This window comes from Aneurinibacillus aneurinilyticus ATCC 12856 (assembly GCF_000466385.1).
Classification (GTDB): domain Bacteria; phylum Bacillota; class Bacilli; order Aneurinibacillales; family Aneurinibacillaceae; genus Aneurinibacillus; species Aneurinibacillus aneurinilyticus.
In genome coordinates, this window is sequence record NZ_KE952738.1 from 25,718 (window position 1) to 44,183 (window position 18,466).

The window sequence follows — 18,466 nt, forward strand, 5'->3', positions numbered from 1 at the left end:
TTCAATCTTCCTCCTTTTTTTCCGGGCGAAAACATTCCACCAACAGCCAAACAACAAAGATGAACATCAGGGCGACGATCAAGAGAAAGGCTATCTCGCCCCGCTCTTCTGTATGTATTACCCTTCTTTCTCCGTTCTGTATGAACTGCCACAGCGGTTCCAAAAACACATAAATCCCTACCAGTACCGACAAGATCGCTCCGAACAGCACCGCACCCGCCGCCGCATCTTTCGCCGCTTTTGCCAGCGGATGGAACGTATCACCTATCGTCAAATCGACAGCTTTTTCGATTGCAGTATTTACGGTCTCCAAAATAAGCACAAGAAAAACAGAAAAAAAGACCAGCAAAACATCTCCTTTCGGAATGGCCAGAAACCATCCCAAAAGGAGTACAAGCAACGCCATGATAACATGGATTTGCATGTTTCGCTGAGTCTTCACAGTCTCGCGTATTCCGCAGATAGCATAGAAGAAGCTGCGCTTCAACCGCTGCCACTCATTTTTGTTTCTCACATTGCTCCCCGCCTATTCGCGCGTAAGGCGCACCCGATTCAGGATCTCTTCCTGCCGGCCAAACATCTCACGCTCTTCCGACTCCGTCTCATGATCATACCCGTTCAGATGAAGAAAGCCATGTACTGCAAGAAAACCCATCTCCCGTTCGAAAGAATGCCCATATTCTTCGGCCTGCTCCTGTGCTTTTGGAATGGAGATGATAATATCACCTAACATATTCGGCATATCATCCATTTCCTCATCAAGAAAAATCTCCATCTCATCTTCACCTTCTTCATTCATCGCAAACGAAAGCACATCAGTCGGACGGTCAATTCCCCGATAATCCCGATTCAGTTCATGAATCCGTTCATTACCGACAAATGTCACCGTCAGCTCTCCTTCGACCTCCTCCGCACGCGCCGCTTCTTCGAGCACCCGGCGTATAAGATCGAGCAGCTCCTCAGATAGCTCTGGCTCATATTCCTGGATGAATTCTATCTCTATGCTCATGCTTGCTTCACCGCCATCTGTTTATCGTCCGGATACTCGATCCGGTTATGGAAAAATCCTTGCAGCGTCTCGCAGATTGTCTGCGCTACACGTTCAAGCTCCTGCATGGTCAAGTCACATTCATTAAATTGTCCATCTTCAAGCCGGTCGGCAATAATGCGGCGTACCAATGTTTCGATGCTCTCGGGAGTCGGATGGGACATCGAACGCACCGCTGCTTCGGCGCTGTCGCAAATGCCTACAATCGCCGTCTCCCGCGTCTGCGCTTTCGGACCCGGATAACGATACTCCGATTCTGGAATTGGTGTCTCGGATGCTTTAGCCGCCTTATGGTAGAAAAACTTCAATAGCGTCGTACCATGATGCTGCTGTGCGAAATCGATAATCTGCTTTGGCAATCCATTCTCCTCAAGAATACGCACACCATCTTCCACATGGGCAATAATGATGCGTTTGCTGAGGCCAGGCGCCAGCGTATCATGCGGATTATCCCTGTTAATCTGATTCTCAATAAAGAAATGCGGACGTTTCATCTTGCCTACATCATGATAGTAGGCACCAACCCGGGCCAATAACCCGTCTGCTCCTACCGCTTCGCACGCTGCTTCCGATAGACTGGCTACCATCATGCTGTGGTGGTAGGTGCCTGGTGTCTCCATCAGCATTCGGCGCAGAAGGGGCTGGTTCGGGCTGGATAGCTCAATCAAGCGCATCGGCGATAAAATACCGAATAGTCCTTCAAAGAAGGGCAGGAAGCCGATGGCCAGTATCGCTGCCAGTAAACCGCTAATCGCACCGAAAGCATATTCATTCAGCAACTCCCGCCAGCTTCCTGTTGAAGACACTAACAAATACAAAGCAGAAATCGCTATGATGTTCATTGCAGACACGAAGAATCCCGCCTGAAGAATTCGCGTCCGCTTCGTCGCCTTACCCAATGAATACGCACCGGCCACACCGCTCAGAAATCCGTACAGTGCATAGCGGAAATCAACCGGAAGCAAACTCTCGAAGTTGAATATAATGCCTGCGGCAAAAGCGAACAGAACGCTGCAAACAATGGCGAGCTGCGTATCCAGAAGAATAGCAATCAGCATCGAACCAAGCGCAATCGGAACGCCGTAGCCGGGCGAGAAAAAGTCAATCGTACTGAAGCTGCTCATGATTTTCATAAAAATAATATTTAGGAAAATAATGAGCGACAACATCAGAATATGCGCATTGCTTTTATAAATTTTGCGATGCGCCTGAGCTATATACGTACGAAGAAACAGCACACTAAAGGCTACTAACAGCGCAAGCCCCAGGAATGGTAGCTTGCTGGCATTGCGTTCCAGAAGTCCTGCCGCATTCAGCTTGCGATACACCTCTTCAGAAATGTATTGATCCTTCTCGACCAATACTTCTCCTTTATAAATCATAATCGGCTTCACCGAACGACGCACTGTTTCCTTAAGCGTGTTGGTTGACTCTTCATTAATCGTCACATTTGGCGCAATGCTCGGCATCGCTACTTCGCGCACCACCCTGCGCGATTTGCTATCAAGATCGACCAGTACAATCTGCTGATTAACCAACTGCTGAATGACTTCCGGATCGGAAGCTGTTTTCTTATCAATTCCCTTCTGCATGATGGACGTTACCACTTTATTCGTTTCCTGAGCCGCTGCATTCAATGCAGGAGCAGGCATTGTCAGAAGCGATTGCATGGTATCTGCAGATAAGGAAAACGGGATATTCTCCTTCAATTCTTTCAGCTTGGCTTCTGGAGCCATATCCTGACGGGCCGCCAATTCACCCGCTTTTTTATAAATGAATGAGACGAGCTTTACCTGATGCATCGTAATCGTGTCATCGCGCGAATATACGGGCTGCACTTCACTGATTGCCTTGGCACGCGCCTGTTCAGTCGCTTCGCTATCCTCAACAGTTACAGGCGCCGTCAGTGTGACATCGCTTACGGTATTGACGTTTAAATCGAACGTTTTAGGCAGGACATCTCCCATAAGCGGCAAATAAATCATCAGTCCTAGGAAGAGAAACAGCAACCGACGAATCGTTATGTTTGTTTTCCACGACTCCGGGACAGAGAGATGCAGCCGCCGTAGACTTGCTTTCATGTCGTACAACCCCTTCTTGCAAGACGCCTAGCCCGTTCCAAAGCTAGGTCTCGCTTTCCTGCTCATAGGCAGTAATGACTTTTTGCACCAGCGGATGGCGCACTACGTCCATTCCAGTCAAATACACAAAAGAAATGCCTTCAATTCCTTCAAGCTTCCGGCATGCATCCTGCAATCCGGATTTTTTACCACGCGGCAAGTCGACCTGAGTTACATCTCCCGTGATGACCATTTTGGAGCCAAAACCAAGCCGCGTCAAAAACATCTTCATTTGCTCAGGCGTCGTATTCTGTGCTTCGTCAAGAATGATGAACGAATCATCAAGCGTCCGCCCACGCATATACGCCAATGGTGCAACTTCAATGATGCCCCGTTCCATGTATTTCGCCATGTTCTCCGTGCTAAGCAAATCCTGCAACGCATCATACAGAGGACGCAAATACGGGTCCACCTTCTCCTGCAGATCTCCCGGCAGAAAGCCCAGATTCTCCCCTGCTTCCACAGCGGGACGCGTCAGTACAATTCGTTTAACACGATTAGCCTTGAGAGCTGTTACGGCCATAACTACAGCAAGGTACGTCTTTCCCGTACCGGCCGGGCCGATGCCGAACACGATATCCTTTTTCTTAATAGAGGTAACATAATGACGCTGTCCAAGCGTTTTGACACGGATGGGTTTCCCCTTAACAGAAGTAGCAATAGGTTGTTCATACAACTCCATTAACTCTTCCAGCGCATCCTCCTTGGACAATTGAATCGCGTACAGCACATCCTGCGGAGAAAGCTTGATTCCTCGACGCAGAAGCGATGCCAGTACTTCAATCAGGCGGGCATTCCGCTCTACCTCCTGAGCAAGGCCAGAGATAGTGATTTCTTCACTTCGAGCAAATATGTGCGCCGGTGTTGCATTTTCGATTTCTTTCAGATAGGAATCATGCGGACCAAAAAGCTGGCTGGCTTCCTCCGCACTTTCAAGGTGTATGGTTTTGCTTGTCTCTTCTACATGCAAAAGACCTCATTCTCCTTCGTAGGTAATAGGCTGCTCTGCTGCAATATCTTCCACTACAACAAAATGAATCTTCATATAAACTTTACCATTCTCTTGCTTCTCGTGCAAAACTTTTTCCGCCTTAATATAACCGCCTTTTTTCACTTGTTTTATCAGATTTTCCTTTGCGTATTTTATTCCTGTTTCTTTGGCTTCTTTTTCGGTCAATGTAATATCAAGCCACTCACTTTGGCGTATGACTTCTTTCTTAATCCCAAGCGGGAAAGATTTTTTTCCGAATGTTATCCAACCCGTATCCTCGGTTTTAACGGACTGAACATACGGCTTAGCAGTAAAACCCTGGATTTTGACTGCATATTTGCCAAACATTACATAACGATTCGTATAGCTTTCCCCGGTTAGTATCGGCCGTTTCTGTTTCAGTGGCACAACGACCGAAGATTCATACCATGTCTCCCCCTCTACCCGTCCACCTGCCGGTACGAGTACAGAGTGCTCTTCCCCTCCCAATACACCGGAAATAAGCACATCTCCAGGCTTGACCCAATCATTAATTCGGACCATAGGCCGTCCACGTTCTGCAAAGATAGAATGGATGACTGCTTTTTTGGTGGCAACAATGTGTCTCGGACCAGGACTTTCCTTTTTCTCAGGCATCACCTTCTCAACAACACGAATGACAGCGGTCGTTCCTTTCATCTCGAAGCCGATCCATGATGCCTGCGGAAGCCGCTTCATAAGGTCGCGCTGCATTTGCTCCGCTTCAGGGAGCCGAAAAATAAACGCTCCTTGTCTGACACCGGCTTGTTCTGCAGCTTGTTTAATCTGATGGGCTGGAATTTTCTCATTGCCAACCACTTGTATGCTCCAGACGATGTTGGACAAGAAATAAATGCCGATGAAAAATATGACAATCCCTACCGCAAACATAGAGCGCGTCCACATTTTTCGCAGAAAAAAGGGGAAACCAATCCGCCGGACAACACGGCTGCGGCATCCGGTTTCTTTAAGAAACGGCTTGATGCTGCGGAAAGATTCGAGCGGAAGGCTTAAGTACGCCTCTTCCCCGTTTCGTCGAATGTCCCATACTTGAATACCTTGTCCTACAATTCGATTTAAGAAACGTTCAATACGCTTTCCGCGCACCCTCAGGACAAGATACCCCCGAAACCAATTTTCTCCGTGCTTCATCACCGTCTCTCCTCTCTATTCATCCAGAAATACGACCTGATCCACGACACCTTCTACCAGCACTTCTTCCGGTAAAATGGCCCGGATTACAAGATTTTGTCCCCGAATTAATAACTGCCCTTTCGTTAAAAGCAAACGGAGCTCCTGATTGCTGAACCAAAGGACTCCGCGATGATTTTCGATATACATCTGCAACTGACCAATCATTGTAATGCGGGGCATCTCCATCGTTAAGTCCTGCGGCATATCAAGTGCACCAGTCGCAAACCGCCGCCATTTTTCGCTCCATTTTCTCATGAGCAAGCCCCCTTTCCGCATCAATTCTCCGAAAGAATGATACGACTCTCTATCTTCACACTATGCTCCCGCAAAAGAAAATATGAAGGGGAAAAACAGCAGGGAAGGAGTCTGTGCAAACACAAATAAGTAAAGGAGGTGGTTGTACTCCACCTCCCTTTTGCTAACTGTTTATATTTTTCCGGATATTGTCGGAAGAAAGTAGATATCGCTTTCTTATTCATATATAAAAGCCCCACCTGCATAATACAGGCGGGGCTTTATACACCTTATGACAAAGATTCCTGAACGACCTTACTAACCAGGGTTCCGTCAGCGCGACCTTTTACCTTAGGCATTAGCGCGCCCATCACTTTTCCCATGTCTTTCTTCGAAGAAGCGCCGGTTTGCTGAATGATTTCATTCACCAGTGCACGGATTTCTTCTTCACTCAATTGCTCAGGCATATATTCCATAAGTATATTAATTTCATCTCGTGCGGATGCCGCGAGGTCATCACGACCAGCTTTTTCGAATTCTTGGAGGGAATCGCGTCTTTGCTTTAGCTCACGAGTCAAGACAGTAAGCACTTCATCGTCAGACAGTTCTTTCCCCTGGTTGATCTCCTCATTCTTAATAGAAGATTTAACCATCCGGATAACGGAAAGTTTGAGCTTGTCTTTATCTTTCATCGCTTGCTTCATATCATCGGTAAGACGATCGACGAGTCTCATTAACTGTTCCTCCTAAAACTTGCGCTTACGCGCTGCCTCAGACTTCTTCTTGCGTTTAATGCTTGGCTTCTCATAGTGTCTGCGTTTTTTAACTTCAGCAAGAACGCCATCTTTGGAGCAGTCACGTTTGAATCGACGTAGCGCTTGGTCTAACGACTCGTTTTTACGTACACGAACTTCTGCCATTTGTTTCCCCTCCCTCCGCCTTAACCATCGGTGACGACCCGAGAAGAGAAACATCTCCAAAAGTCGTCAAAAAACATTATATTATACAGGGATAGGTAGGTCAACCTCGAAAGACCATTTTTTCACTTTTTAACGAACAGGAAGATGGGGGCATCTTCTTGGACGCAAATAGAGTTATAATAGGTATGTATCATGACAAAAAGCAAAAACAGGGAGGACATCCTGTATGTTTACCGTAAAAGAGATAATGGAAATTACGGAGGGAACCTTGCTTCAAGGGAACGAACACACAAAGATTACATCTGTACATTTTGATTCGCGTAAGCTTGGGGACGGCGCATTGTTTGTAGCACTGACCGGCGGTGCGCGGGACGGACACGAATTCTTGCCGAAAGCGGCACAAACAGGTGCGGTCGCCGCTTTTGTCTCCGATGAGGCTAAAGCCCGGCAAGCTGGGCTTGCAAAATCATTCGCACTCATTCTGGTTGGAAATACGGAAAAAGCATTCCAGCAAATTGCGCGTATCCACCGCAATCGCTTATACCTGCCGATCGCCGCTATTACCGGAAGCAACGGAAAAACGACCACAAAAGACATTCTGGCACACTTACTGTCAGGGCAGAAAAAAGTATATAAAACATACAAAAACTTCAACAACCATCTTGGGGTGCCGCTCTCGTTGCTGCAGATCACACCCGATACGGATGCAGCCGTGCTTGAGCTTGGGATGAATCATGCGGGCGAAATTGATTTCCTCGCAGGTATGGTGCGTCCAACCTTCAGCGTTATTACAAATGTCAATGACGCCCATATAGAGTTTTTCGAGTCTAAAGAGATGATCGCACAGGCAAAAGGCGAGATTCTGGGCCACACAAACCCTCAAGGCTTCGCCTGTTTGAATCAAGATGACGAGCTAGTAGCCAACCTGGCACATTTGAACCCCGGCAAAACGTTCTTTTATCATGTACACCATGAAGGGGAGAAATCTCGTGTAGCCGATATTATAGCGTCCAATATTTCATTTGACGAGAATGGAAGTCATTTCATTGTTACTACGAACGAAGGCGAGCAATTCAACTGCTTTATGCCGTTATTCGGTGAGCACAACATCTCAAATGTACTCCCCTGCATTTTCATCGCTATGCAGCTCGGCATTTCGACCGGAGAAATCGTGGAACGACTTGCCACGCTATCAATCTCTACGATGCGCTTTGAGCGCATAGACGGCGCAAACGGACTGTTGATTATTAACGATGCATACAATGCCAGCCCGTCTTCAATGATCGCATCTATTAAAACGTTCCTGTCCATTTATCCGGAACGCAAAAAAGTACTCGTACTTGGCGATATGTTCGAATTGGGCAAGCAAAGTGCAGCATATCATCGCCAGGTCGGCGAAGAACTAAAAACAATGGAAGGCATCTTTGAAGTGATTGCCATCGGCAACGATGCAAAACACCTTGCAGAAAGCTATGGGACTAAGGCAAAATATTTTGCAGATAAAGAAGAAGCGTCTATCTACCTGGAAACATTCAAAAGTCCGGATATCGCCCTTCTACTAAAGGCTTCACGCGGTATGGCTCTGGAGACACTACTCGATAAACTACGTTAATACATCAGTGTACAAATTAAAAGGGAAGAGGCCCTGTTTGCGGATAAAAACAGAGCCTCTTCCCTTTAATGAATGTATTAATCGTTAAACTGTTCCGCCACAAGTGCGTTGGCTTTTTTCTCTTCATGCCGTTCAATTCCGAAATCAATGAGACGATCAATCAATTCGGCGTACGGCACACCCGCTTCCTTCCACAGCATCGGGTACATACTGAATGGAGTAAAGCCTGGCATCGTATTGATTTCATTAATGTACAGCTCATCTTTCGCTTCATCCCAGAAGAAGTCGACGCGGGATAAACCACTGCAATCCAGAGCAAGAAATGCTTGTGCGGCAAGCTTTTTCATCCGGGATACTACACTATCCGGTACATTTGCCGGGATATCAAGACGAGTGTTATTGCTTTTGTATTTCGCTTCATAATCATAAAATTCATTACCAGACACGATCTCCCCTACAACGGAAGTGTCAGGATATTCATTACCAAGCACACCAATTTCCAGTTCACGTCCAGAGATGAACGCTTCTACGATTACTTTTCTATCAAAACGAGCAGCTAACCTTAACGCTTCTACAAGACCCTGACGATTTTTTGCCTTGCTGATGCCCACGCTTGATCCCATATTGGCTGGTTTAACAAAGCACGGGAGTCCGATTTCCGCTTCAATATCATTGCAAATCGCTTCAAAATTCGTTTCCAGTTCACTGCGCAGATAGCTTTTATATTTGCCCTGTGGCAAGCCTGCATTCCCGAATACCTCTTTCATCATGATTTTGTCCATTCCAACTGATGAACCAAGTACACCGGAGCCGACATACGGTACATCGATGAGCTCAAGAAATCCTTGGAGCGTACCATCCTCTCCGTTTGGCCCGTGAATGACCGGGAATACAACATCCACCGTATTGTTAAGCGTGAATACGTTCGGCGCCTGGTAGTCTTTCAGAGTAAAACGCAATTCGTTCACATGGGTAATTTCGCGTTCAATCCAAGGCCCCTGTACCCATTGTCCATTCACATCAATATATATCGGAAGCACTTCATACCGCGCTTTATCAACCGCGTTGATAACAGACAGGGCTGTATGGACAGATACTTCGTGCTCACTTGATTTTCCCCCGTAAATCAGGCCTACTTTCCGCTTGTTTGACACCCGCAATGTCCTCCTTTATTCTCTTGCATAGCCTGTTCCCAAACACAGCAGGAACGACTGATACTTATGCGTTCTCTATTCTCTTCATACTATGTACGAATGAATTTTTGGATAACATATTTATCATACCAGTTTTTCAAGAGGGTGGGAGCACTAATATTTTCACAATCTAGAGCGCGGATACACAGCCAATCCTAACCCCGGTGCATGAACTCGGTGCTGTGCGCGTTTATCCACCTCACACCGCGGGACATATAAATATAAATTCCTGAAAATTGTAAACTGCCAGAAGGCAAAATGGCTGTAGATATTTGTGTACCGGTTAGGCCTTTATAATGGCTTGACAAACTAAAAGGCGTGGAATATCCCACGCCTTTTAGTTTTATTGTTTCATTTTCGGATCAAGAGCGTCCCGAAGCCCATCTCCGAATAAGTTAAATCCGAGCACAGTTAGCATAATTGCCAATCCAGGAAATAAAACCGTCCAGTATGCAGCGGTAATGTATTGCCTTGAATCAGCGATCATCTTGCCCCATTCAGGCTGGGGGGCTTGTGCACCAAGCCCTAGAAAACCAAGCGCGGCCGCTTCCAGCACTGCGGTGGCAACACCGAGCGTTCCCTGTACGATAATCGGCGCCATGCTATTGGGCAGAATATGGGAGAAGAGTATCCTTGCGTGCGACATTCCCAATACTTTTGCTGCCGTCACGTATTCTTCTTCTTTGATACTAAGTACACGCGAACGCACGAGCCGCCCGTACGTCGGCACATTAATAACAGCGATCGCAATAAGGGCATTAGAAAGCCCCGGACCAAGAATCGTAACGATGGCAATGGCTAAAAGGATGCTTGGAAACGCCAGAATAATATCAAATAGCCTGGAAATAATTGTATCCACCCAACGTCCATAATATCCAGCAACAAGCCCCATAGACGTGCCAATGACAATCGAGCCGACAACAGAGAAAAATCCAACCCAGAGCGAGATGCGCGCGCCATAAATGACCCGTGTAAAAATATCGCGCCCTAAATCGTCCGTCCCAAACCAATGCTGGGCACTTGGCGGCTTTAACTTATCTGCAAGATTCTGTCCATCCCAGGGCTGGCTTGTAATCACAGGAGCCAGCAGCCCTACAACGATAAAAAATATAATAACGAACAAACCGATCAGAGCGGTTTTTTGCTTTTTTAACCGATACCAGGCATCGCGCCAGGGGGAACTCTGCCGAGTCCGCACCGGGCCTGCCGCCTGCGTATTCACCTGCGCTGTCGACTGCATGCTGCCACCCCCTACTTGTATTGAATGCGTGGATCGATATAAGCGTATAAAATATCGACAACCAGATTGATCATGACAAACAGGAACGCAATAACCAAAACGCCGGATTGCACAACCGGATAATCGCGGAAAGCAATGGCATCATTAATATAGCGCCCAACGCCCGGCCAGCCGAAAATCGTTTCGGTGAGTATGGCTCCTCCGAGCAACGAACCGAGCTGAAGGCCAATAACGGTCAACACAGGCGCAAACGCATTGCGCAGCGCGTGTTTGTATATCACCCAAAACTCACGTAATCCTTTGGCGCGAGCCGTACGGATATAATCTGATTTCATCACTTCAAGCATAGACGAACGCGTCATGCGCGCAATAATCGCCATTGGAATGGTTCCAAGCGCAATGCTTGGCAGAATGAGGTGCAAAACAACATCCTTCAAGCCTGCCCAGTTACCCGAAAGAATCGTATCCAGCACATAGAAGCCCGTAATTCCATCCACCGGCTCACGTGGATTGAATCGGCCAGTCGATGGCAGTAAATCCAGTTTATCTACGAATACCCATTGTTCCATCAACCCGAGCCAGAAAACGGGCATCGACACGCCAACAAGGGCTACTAGCATAGCAATATAGTCAAACCAGGAAGCACGCTTCCACGCCGCGATGATACCTGCATTTACTCCGACAACAATTGCAAAGATAAGCGCCGCAATTGCCAACTCAATCGTTGCGGTCAAATAGGCACCAATCTCCAGGCTAATCGCCTGCTTCGTACGGAGCGATTCCCCAAGGTCCCCCTGTAAAATATCAAGCATATAATAAAAATATTGCTGATACAGAGGTTCATTCAAATGCAACTTCGCCCTAAGGGCCTCCAGTGCTCCCGGTGTCGCGTGTTCGCCCAAAATCATCAATGCCGGGTCGCCGGGAATCGCATGAATAATGGCAAATACAACGAGCGACATCCCGATTAGGACGGGAATAAGGTGCAGCAGCCGGCGGATAATATATGAAAACATATTCTTCACCTGCCTTAAGAAGTCGGAAAAAGAGTGCATGCGGCTTTCGCATGCACCCATGAATAACGATGCTTTGCTACCTACTTTTCAATTGATACATCATTCAATTTTTCCGAACCGGTTGCATGCGGCACATAGCCTTTAACCTTGCTGGAACTTGCCAGTACCGGTGTGGAATGTACAAACGGAACCATTGGAGCGTCATTGAGAATAATTTCCTGCGCTTGCTTATACAAATCTTCACGCACCTTCTGATCCGGTGTCGTTTGAGCTTTAATCAGCAGTTCATGCACTTTTTCATTTTTGTAGAGCGAGATATTCTGTGCAGCCGGCGGCTTGGCGTTATCCTTGTCTAGCAACACATACAGGAAGTTATCCGGGTCTCCATTGTCTCCGGTCCAGCCAAGCAATGCCATTGTGTGCTCGCCGTTCTTTGTCTTCTTCAAATAGGTCCCCCATTCCATGGAGACAAGTTTTGTTTTTACACCGATTTTCGCAAAGTCAGCTTGAATGGATTCAGCAATTTTTTGCGGCTGTGGCATGTACGGACGAGATACAGGCATTGCCCATAGATCCGTCTCGAAGCCATTCGGATAGCCAGCTTCAGCCAACAGTTGCTTCGCTTTTTCTAAATCGTATTTATAGTCCTTTGCTTCCAATTCTTTGTTATAGCCCCAGATGGACGGTGGCAGCGCATTCGTCGCCGGCTGTCCCCGCTTTGCGAAGAACGCATCGACCAGTCCTCGTTTATCCACTGCCATAGCCAATGCCTGGCGCACTTTTGGATTATCAAATGGCTTTTTCTCCGTATTGAAGGAGAGATAGCCGACGTTCATTGACGGACGTTCATACAGCGTCAAATTTTTGTCCGATTCCACAATCGCTGCATCAGACGGATTCATGCCATCAATAAGATCTACTTCACCGGATTTGAGCGCAGTAAGACGCGCCGTATTATCAGGAATAACCTTAAAGATAATTTTGTCGAGTATCGGTTCGCCTTTCCAATATTCCTTGTTTTTTTCCAGCGTAATCGTGTCATTTGGCTTCCAGCCACCCTCTACGAACTTGTAAGGTCCTGTGCCGACTGGATGCTGACCAATCTTGTCTTTATGTTTCTTAATAGCCTCCGGACTCTCAATCGCAAAGAATGGCATCGCGATATTGGCAAGGAATGGAGCTTGCGGTACATTCAGAATGAATTGTATTTTGTTTTTGTCCAATACCTTTACTTCTTTAATCACGGCACCTGGCTCGCCTTTAAAGGCAGTGAATTGACTGATGACGTAATCAAAGTTACCGCCCACGTGGTATTCATTACTCTTGTCCAACATACGGTCGAAGTTGAATTTTACCGAATTCGCGTCAAACTCCGTACCGTCGTGGAATTTCACGTTTTCACGCAGGGTGAATGTCCATATTTTACCGTCTGGACTGCTTTCCCATTGGGTTGCCAATGCCGGCTCAACTTCTGTACTGTCCTTCTTATATTGAACGAGCGTATCAAAGATATTGTCCGTTACACGTGTCGTCTCGCCTTCCGTACTGTTCTGCGGATCAAGCGTCGTGGAATCCCCGCCACGTGCAAAAAGCAGCGTTCCTCCCTTCTGTTCCTGTGCCGGTTTGCCCGTCGTCTCTTTCACCTTGTCGCCACTGCCGCATGCCACAAGTCCCAATGATGTGGTCAATAGAATAGCTGAGAGAATTGCCATCGTCTTTCTGCCATACTTTCTATGCCCCATGTTCATCGTCCCCCTTTTTCTCCCTTACGTTTTATTGATTGTATAAATGGCAAGCCACCATATGCCCGTCCCCAAAATCGCGGAGTAGCGGACGCTCCGTTCGGCAGATATCCATACAGGCCGAACAACGCGGATGAAACGTGCAACCTCCAGGCGGGTTGGCAGGGCTTGGCACATCCCCTTCAAGAATAATACGATCCCGCTTTTCGCGCGGATTCGCTACGGGTACTGCGGAGAGCAGCGCCTGAGTATACGGGTGAAGCGGCTTACTGTAAAGGCTTTTTTTGTGTGAGAGTTCAACTATACGGCCCAGGTACATTACTCCAATGCGATCGCTAATATGCTTGACCACACTTAAATCGTGGGCAATAAACAAATAGGTCAGACCAAGCTCCTGCTGCAATTGCTTCAGCAAATTAAGCACTTGCGATTGAATGGATACATCCAATGCGGATACCGGTTCATCACAAATAACAAGCTTCGGCTGCAGAGCCAGGGCCCTCGCAATACCAATTCGTTGCCGCTGTCCACCGGAAAATTCGTGAGGATACCTCGCAGCATGGTATGCATGGAGCCCTACAACTTCCAGCAATTCATGCACCCGCTTCTTTCTCTCACTCGGTGTATACATGCCGTGTACGGCCATCGGCTCACCAAGCAGCTTCTCCACAGTCTTGCGCGGATTGAGCGATGCATACGGGTCCTGGAAAATCAACTGCATGTCCCGGTACAGTGTACGCATCTTGCCACTTTTAACGTTGCTAATATCCCGGCCTTCGAATTCGATGACGCCGTCAGTCGGTTCAATGAGCCGCAGAATCGAACGGCCTGTCGTTGATTTGCCACAGCCCGATTCCCCTACCAATCCCAACGTCTCGCCCCGAAAAATATCAAAATCAATGTCATCCACCGCTTTGACATATCCGATTGTGCGCTGCAAAATCCCCTGGCGAACCGGAAAATATTTCTTAAGATGTCTTACTTTCAATAGTGTTTCCGTCATATCTTGCACCCTCCTCTACCAGGAAGCAACGAGACTTCTGTCCATTGCCTATTTCATACAATGTTGGCTCTTCTGTCTGGCAGCGTTCCATCGCATATATACAGCGCGGAGCAAACTTGCACCCTTCTGGCATCTCAGACGGTATCGGCACGTTACCAGGAATTGAATCCAGCCATTCTTTCTCCTGATCAATTGACGGAATGGACTGCAGCAGTCCCTTCGTATACGGATGCGATGGGGCTGTAAACAGCGTATTCACATCGGCCTCTTCGACCACCTTGCCGCCATACATCACAACGACCCGATCACACATCTCGGCTACAACGCCAAGGTCATGTGTAATCATAAGAATTGAAGTACCGTTGTCTTTCTTAAGCTTGCGCATCAAGTCCAGAATCTGCGCCTGGATGGTTACATCGAGTGCCGTCGTCGGCTCATCTGCAATCAGTAACTTTGGGTTACATGCCATTGCCATCGCAATAACTACCCGCTGTCGCATTCCACCTGACAGACGGTGCGGATATTCGTTGACAATTTGCTCCGCCCTCGGAATACCGACCTGCTTTAGCAAGTCAACCGCCCTTGATAGCGCTTTCTTTTTATTCAACTTCATATGTAGGCGAATTGTTTCTACGATTTGATCGCCAATCGTAAATACCGGATTCAGACTTGTCATCGGATCCTGAAAAATCATGGCAATATCATTGCCTCGGATGTCGCGCATTTCCGCTTCCGATAAACAGACGATATCCTTATCCTGAAACATGATGGACCCCTCAACAATTTTTCCCGGAGGCCATGGTACGAGCCGCATAATGGATAACGACGTAACACTTTTGCCGCAGCCGGATTCCCCGACCAATCCGACCGTTTCTCCCTCACCAATCATAATGTCGACTCCGTCCACCGAACGGACGACCCCTTCCGCCGTGAAAAAATGAGTTTTTAGCCCGCTAATATTGAGTAGTGGCTTCATTTTTTCACCTCCTTCTACTTGCTGTTGAATCGTTGTCATTTGTTGAAATACGTATAATATTTTGTTAATTCTGTATTCAAGTATATGTATGATGTAACTGGATAACAACAGAAAAAAAAGAAAAAAAAGGCTTTCCGCCTTAGGAACCCCTAAAGAAAAAGCCTTCCACGCTATTAATTATTTGACATCGAGCCTAGCCACTAAAGCAGCAAGAATTTGTGCTAGCAGTTGAATGTTAACCGACAGGTCTGTGTCCTTTGTCTTTACTTTAACACCTTTAGAGTTCTCAATAACAGTTTTTTGATTATGAATCTGTTTTACCTGGATTTTTTGCAACAGCTTTTGAGAAATTTTTGAATCATCGTCGCTGCCTGATACCGAAATGTCAATAACGGCCGCAATTGCAAACTGAAGCGCAGCCTGAAGATTAACCGCTGCTCGTGTATCCGTCGTTTTAACCTTGACATCGCAAGAATCTTTAATAACAATCAATTCATTTGATTTTTGGATAGTGCTTTCTACTTGCTTTGCATCCTGCTCCAATATATCATCATCCACCCGATGGTGGCAGTTCAGATCTAGTATATCGAATTTTGTATCCCATGATTGCTTATCGTTATTACAGCAGTAAGCGTCACGTTCATCATAACGAAACATTCTCTTTCTCAAATTGGGTTCCTCCTTCGTTCGAATATATTACAGGATATGAGGACGAAGAAGGATTTGTATAGACAAGCGTCCCTCCACATGTGTGTATTCTTAGAAAATTCTACGCATGGCAGGAACATAACAATAAACCTGAATACAAGCAAAGCTTATAAATTTTCTCCTCTTTCTTTTTGCAAAAAAGCGTCTACTTGCTCCTGCAAATCTTGAGCAAGTTTTCTAATCTTCTGTTTCTGTTCTTCTGGGATATCTTTCCGAACTACGACTTTATTCCTTTCAAATACATCGCTGACAATCAAATCGGCCAACGACTTTGATAGATGTGAAAAATCGTTTTCTTCCCCTTTACTCATTGCGTGAAACCCACCTCCATATCTTCTTGTCCATCACCATCAATATATGCAGGTGAAAACAAGAAGTGAAAAAAATGGATATCTGTCTAGGCTACTCGCCGCGCCACTCGTATTTATTTTTCGGACGGCCCACCTTTTGATAGCTAATAATGGTCCGCACTTTTCCTTTCTGCATCATATATACGAGCGAACGATACACAGTTGGATACGCCAAGCCGACGTCCTTCGTAATCTCATCAATTGTGCATGGCTTCCGTCGGTCACGCAAGAATCCCGCAATATGGTTCAACGTAGTCGTACTGATGCCCTTCGGCGCCTCCAGTTCTTGATTTTTTTTCGCCTCAGACGTTTCTTTCTCACTTTCCTTTGTCAGCTTAGAAAGCCGAAGATGCAACTGGATACGAGAGATTAAATCCGGTGCCCGCACAGGCTTGATGGCAAAATCGGTTGCCCCCACATCAAGAAAGCGATCTGCGATTTCCTGACGTTCATCAACCGTTAGGACAAGAATAGGCACATGTTCGTCCAGTTTGCGGATTTCCTGAACAGCCCGAAGCCCGTCCATCTGGCATATGATAATCTACGAGCACGACATCGGCCCGTTCAGTACGGAATAAATCCACGCCTTCCCTGCCATTGCTGCCAAATACAATGTTCCAGCCTGCACTCTCGCAAATCTCACGCAGCATAAACCGAACCGTAGCATCATCATCCATAATTAAGATTTTCACAATGAGTCTCTCCTCCCCGCAGATGAATCCATACAGTCGTTCCTTCCCCAATCTTACTATGTATCGAGACAAACCCGTCGTGGCTTTCCGCCACCTGAAGAACGAATGAGAGACCTAGCCCCGGATGGCGCTTTGTACTGTAGCCCGCCTCCCAGATTTTCTTCTGATCCTCTAAAGCGATGCCGGACCCGTTATCCGACACACCGAGTTTGATTTCATCTGCTTCTACTTCTGCACATAATGTCACTCTTCCGTCTTCTCTATCCTTCACTGCATCAAGCGCATTATCAATCAGATTTACCAGTGCACGGGTCATATGAATTTTGTTAATCCATATCCACATTTCGCTATGCTCAGAGAGCGCAATATCGACACAGGAGCCTGTACCACTCAATCGGCTTGCATGAACATAGTTCATTACATCCGCAAGCTTCACCCAGCCTTTTCTATCCTCATATAACATCTCAGAAATCATCTCGCTCATCGATGCAATTGATTGTGAACTCATCCGACAATACTCCCGCAGCTTCTCATCCTCTACCCGCATTTCAATTAAGGAAATAAGGCCTTCCACAGATGTAAGCGGTGTCTTTAAATCATGCACAAGGTGAAGCACCTCACGACCTGAACGGGAGTGAATCGCCTCTAATTGGGCCAGATGAAGCTTCTTACGATCGTTCCATTTCTGTGCTGACATCGTCAGGAAGATAGAGACGATTACAGCATTCAAAATTAAAATAAAGCACATCATCAAACTATACATGCCAAGCGCCTGATCGAATCCTAAAGTAAACGCCATTTCTTTCATTTTGTTAAGAATCTGATTTTCTCCAAAGCTGAGATTAGGAATAAACGGGATAACTTCCAACCATTGAAATCCGAGGAGAAGCTGTACCAACAGAAGTATTTTCATGCGAGATTCCAGCTGGTTATGCGTCACTCGCTGCAACACAAACATAGAGATAAGAAGCAGGACCCCCGGTAATCCAAACGGAAACTTCAATGGATTGTACACGTATTCTACATACGTTATGATAGGAATCAACAATAATGGAAGAATGATCTTTACCCATGCCTTCCCTGTTCTCCTGCCCCATTCATCCCCTAATAGAAAAGCACCGATATAATGCGGCAGTGAGTACATCACATTCCACACCATAAGAAGCAGCACTACTACCATAAACGAGTTTCCGGTCGGACGTACCTGTAGAATTTGAATCATGCGCAAAATCCCGGTATACTCCGGCTTCACGATAAAAGGTAATGCAAGTCCGAATAGAAGGAGACCTATGCCAAGCCATATTTTCAGCGAGCCTGTCCACCTTGTGCCCACTACCCCATCTCCCTTACTCCCTATTCTATTTTTTCCTGTTAAGTATCAAGGGTGTTGATTATCCAGTATGATCCAG

General features: G+C 46.6%; 18 protein-coding genes and 1 pseudogene. 1 reads left to right on the top strand and 18 read right to left on the bottom strand.

Annotation, left to right across the window (positions count from 1 at the left end; all coding sequences use genetic code 11):
* Nucleotide 1 precedes the first annotated feature (1 nt).
* From HMPREF0083_RS07140 to rpsU, 8 genes are all read right to left on the bottom strand, one after another.
* Nucleotides 2-514, bottom strand: coding sequence for a diacylglycerol kinase (locus HMPREF0083_RS07140; RefSeq protein WP_021620509.1), 513 nt, complete (start codon nucleotides 512-514; stop codon nucleotides 2-4).
* A gap of 12 nt (nucleotides 515-526) precedes the next feature.
* A complete protein-coding gene (ybeY, locus tag HMPREF0083_RS07145) occupies nucleotides 527-1,009 on the bottom strand; it encodes an rRNA maturation RNase YbeY (protein ID WP_021620510.1) in 483 nt (160 codons plus the stop codon).
* On the bottom strand, nucleotides 1,006-3,129 hold the full coding sequence (locus HMPREF0083_RS07150) for an HD family phosphohydrolase (RefSeq protein WP_021620511.1): 2,124 nt from the start codon (nucleotides 3,127-3,129) through the stop codon (nucleotides 1,006-1,008). Before HMPREF0083_RS07150 ends, ybeY begins: the two co-directional genes overlap by 4 nt.
* A 43-nt stretch (nucleotides 3,130-3,172) precedes the next feature.
* On the bottom strand, nucleotides 3,173-4,138 hold the full coding sequence (locus HMPREF0083_RS07155) for a PhoH family protein (RefSeq protein WP_021620512.1): 966 nt from the start codon (nucleotides 4,136-4,138) through the stop codon (nucleotides 3,173-3,175).
* A 6-nt stretch (nucleotides 4,139-4,144) separates the two neighbouring features.
* The gene (gene yqfD / locus HMPREF0083_RS07160; RefSeq protein ID WP_021620513.1) at nucleotides 4,145-5,329 is read right to left on the bottom strand and encodes a sporulation protein YqfD; all 1,185 of its coding nucleotides are present in this window, start codon (nucleotides 5,327-5,329) and stop codon (nucleotides 4,145-4,147) included.
* Nucleotides 5,330-5,344: 15 nt separating this feature from the next.
* Nucleotides 5,345-5,626 carry a sporulation protein YqfC gene (yqfC, locus tag HMPREF0083_RS07165; RefSeq protein WP_040301845.1) on the bottom strand — a complete coding sequence of 94 codons (282 nt, stop codon included), beginning with the start codon at nucleotides 5,624-5,626 and terminating at the stop codon, nucleotides 5,345-5,347.
* A 269-nt stretch (nucleotides 5,627-5,895) separates the two neighbouring features.
* The gene (locus tag HMPREF0083_RS07170) at nucleotides 5,896-6,339 is read right to left on the bottom strand and encodes a GatB/YqeY domain-containing protein (protein ID WP_021620516.1); all 444 of its coding nucleotides are present in this window, start codon (nucleotides 6,337-6,339) and stop codon (nucleotides 5,896-5,898) included.
* A gap of 12 nt (nucleotides 6,340-6,351) precedes the next feature.
* On the bottom strand, nucleotides 6,352-6,525 hold the full coding sequence (gene rpsU, locus HMPREF0083_RS07175) for a 30S ribosomal protein S21 (RefSeq protein WP_040301847.1): 174 nt from the start codon (nucleotides 6,523-6,525) through the stop codon (nucleotides 6,352-6,354).
* A 226-nt stretch (nucleotides 6,526-6,751) separates the two neighbouring features.
* Between rpsU and HMPREF0083_RS07180 the strand changes: the two genes are divergently transcribed.
* A complete protein-coding gene (locus HMPREF0083_RS07180) occupies nucleotides 6,752-8,137 on the top strand; it encodes a UDP-N-acetylmuramoyl-tripeptide--D-alanyl-D-alanine ligase (RefSeq protein ID WP_021620518.1) in 1,386 nt (461 codons plus the stop codon).
* A gap of 77 nt (nucleotides 8,138-8,214) precedes the next feature.
* Here HMPREF0083_RS07180 and HMPREF0083_RS07185 read toward each other — a convergent pair whose 3' ends face one another.
* The 10 genes and pseudogenes from HMPREF0083_RS07185 to HMPREF0083_RS07230 all read right to left on the bottom strand — a co-directional run bounded on the left by HMPREF0083_RS07185 (nucleotide 8,215) and on the right by HMPREF0083_RS07230 (nucleotide 18,390).
* Nucleotides 8,215-9,291, bottom strand: a complete 1,077-nt coding sequence (locus HMPREF0083_RS07185; protein ID WP_021620519.1) for a D-alanine--D-alanine ligase — start codon at nucleotides 9,289-9,291, stop codon at nucleotides 8,215-8,217.
* Between the two features lie 382 nt (nucleotides 9,292-9,673).
* Entirely contained in the window at nucleotides 9,674-10,570 is an 897-nt protein-coding gene (gene nikC / locus HMPREF0083_RS07190) for a nickel transporter permease (RefSeq protein ID WP_021620520.1), read from the bottom strand.
* A gap of 11 nt (nucleotides 10,571-10,581) precedes the next feature.
* A complete protein-coding gene (locus tag HMPREF0083_RS07195) occupies nucleotides 10,582-11,586 on the bottom strand; it encodes an ABC transporter permease (protein WP_040301849.1) in 1,005 nt (334 codons plus the stop codon).
* Between the two features lie 80 nt (nucleotides 11,587-11,666).
* Nucleotides 11,667-13,328 (bottom strand): ABC transporter substrate-binding protein, encoded by a 1,662-nt coding sequence (locus tag HMPREF0083_RS07200; protein ID WP_040301851.1) that lies wholly within the window; start codon nucleotides 13,326-13,328, stop codon nucleotides 11,667-11,669.
* A 31-nt stretch (nucleotides 13,329-13,359) separates the two neighbouring features.
* On the bottom strand, nucleotides 13,360-14,331 hold the full coding sequence (locus tag HMPREF0083_RS07205; RefSeq protein ID WP_021620523.1) for an ABC transporter ATP-binding protein: 972 nt from the start codon (nucleotides 14,329-14,331) through the stop codon (nucleotides 13,360-13,362).
* On the bottom strand, nucleotides 14,297-15,307 hold the full coding sequence (locus HMPREF0083_RS07210) for an ABC transporter ATP-binding protein (protein WP_040301853.1): 1,011 nt from the start codon (nucleotides 15,305-15,307) through the stop codon (nucleotides 14,297-14,299). Before HMPREF0083_RS07210 ends, HMPREF0083_RS07205 begins: the two co-directional genes overlap by 35 nt.
* 177 nt (nucleotides 15,308-15,484) lie before the next feature.
* On the bottom strand, nucleotides 15,485-15,976 hold the full coding sequence (locus HMPREF0083_RS07215) for a spore coat protein (protein ID WP_148315906.1): 492 nt from the start codon (nucleotides 15,974-15,976) through the stop codon (nucleotides 15,485-15,487).
* 146 nt (nucleotides 15,977-16,122) lie between these two features.
* A complete protein-coding gene (locus HMPREF0083_RS07220) occupies nucleotides 16,123-16,326 on the bottom strand; it encodes a hypothetical protein (protein WP_021620526.1) in 204 nt (67 codons plus the stop codon).
* A 91-nt stretch (nucleotides 16,327-16,417) separates the two neighbouring features.
* Nucleotides 16,418-17,042, bottom strand: a pseudogene (locus tag HMPREF0083_RS07225) (response regulator).
* Nucleotides 17,035-18,390 carry a sensor histidine kinase gene (locus HMPREF0083_RS07230; RefSeq protein ID WP_021620529.1) on the bottom strand — a complete coding sequence of 452 codons (1,356 nt, stop codon included), beginning with the start codon at nucleotides 18,388-18,390 and terminating at the stop codon, nucleotides 17,035-17,037. The pseudogene HMPREF0083_RS07225 and the gene HMPREF0083_RS07230 overlap by 8 nt, the downstream one beginning before the upstream one ends.
* Between the last annotated feature and the right edge of the window lie 76 nt (nucleotides 18,391-18,466).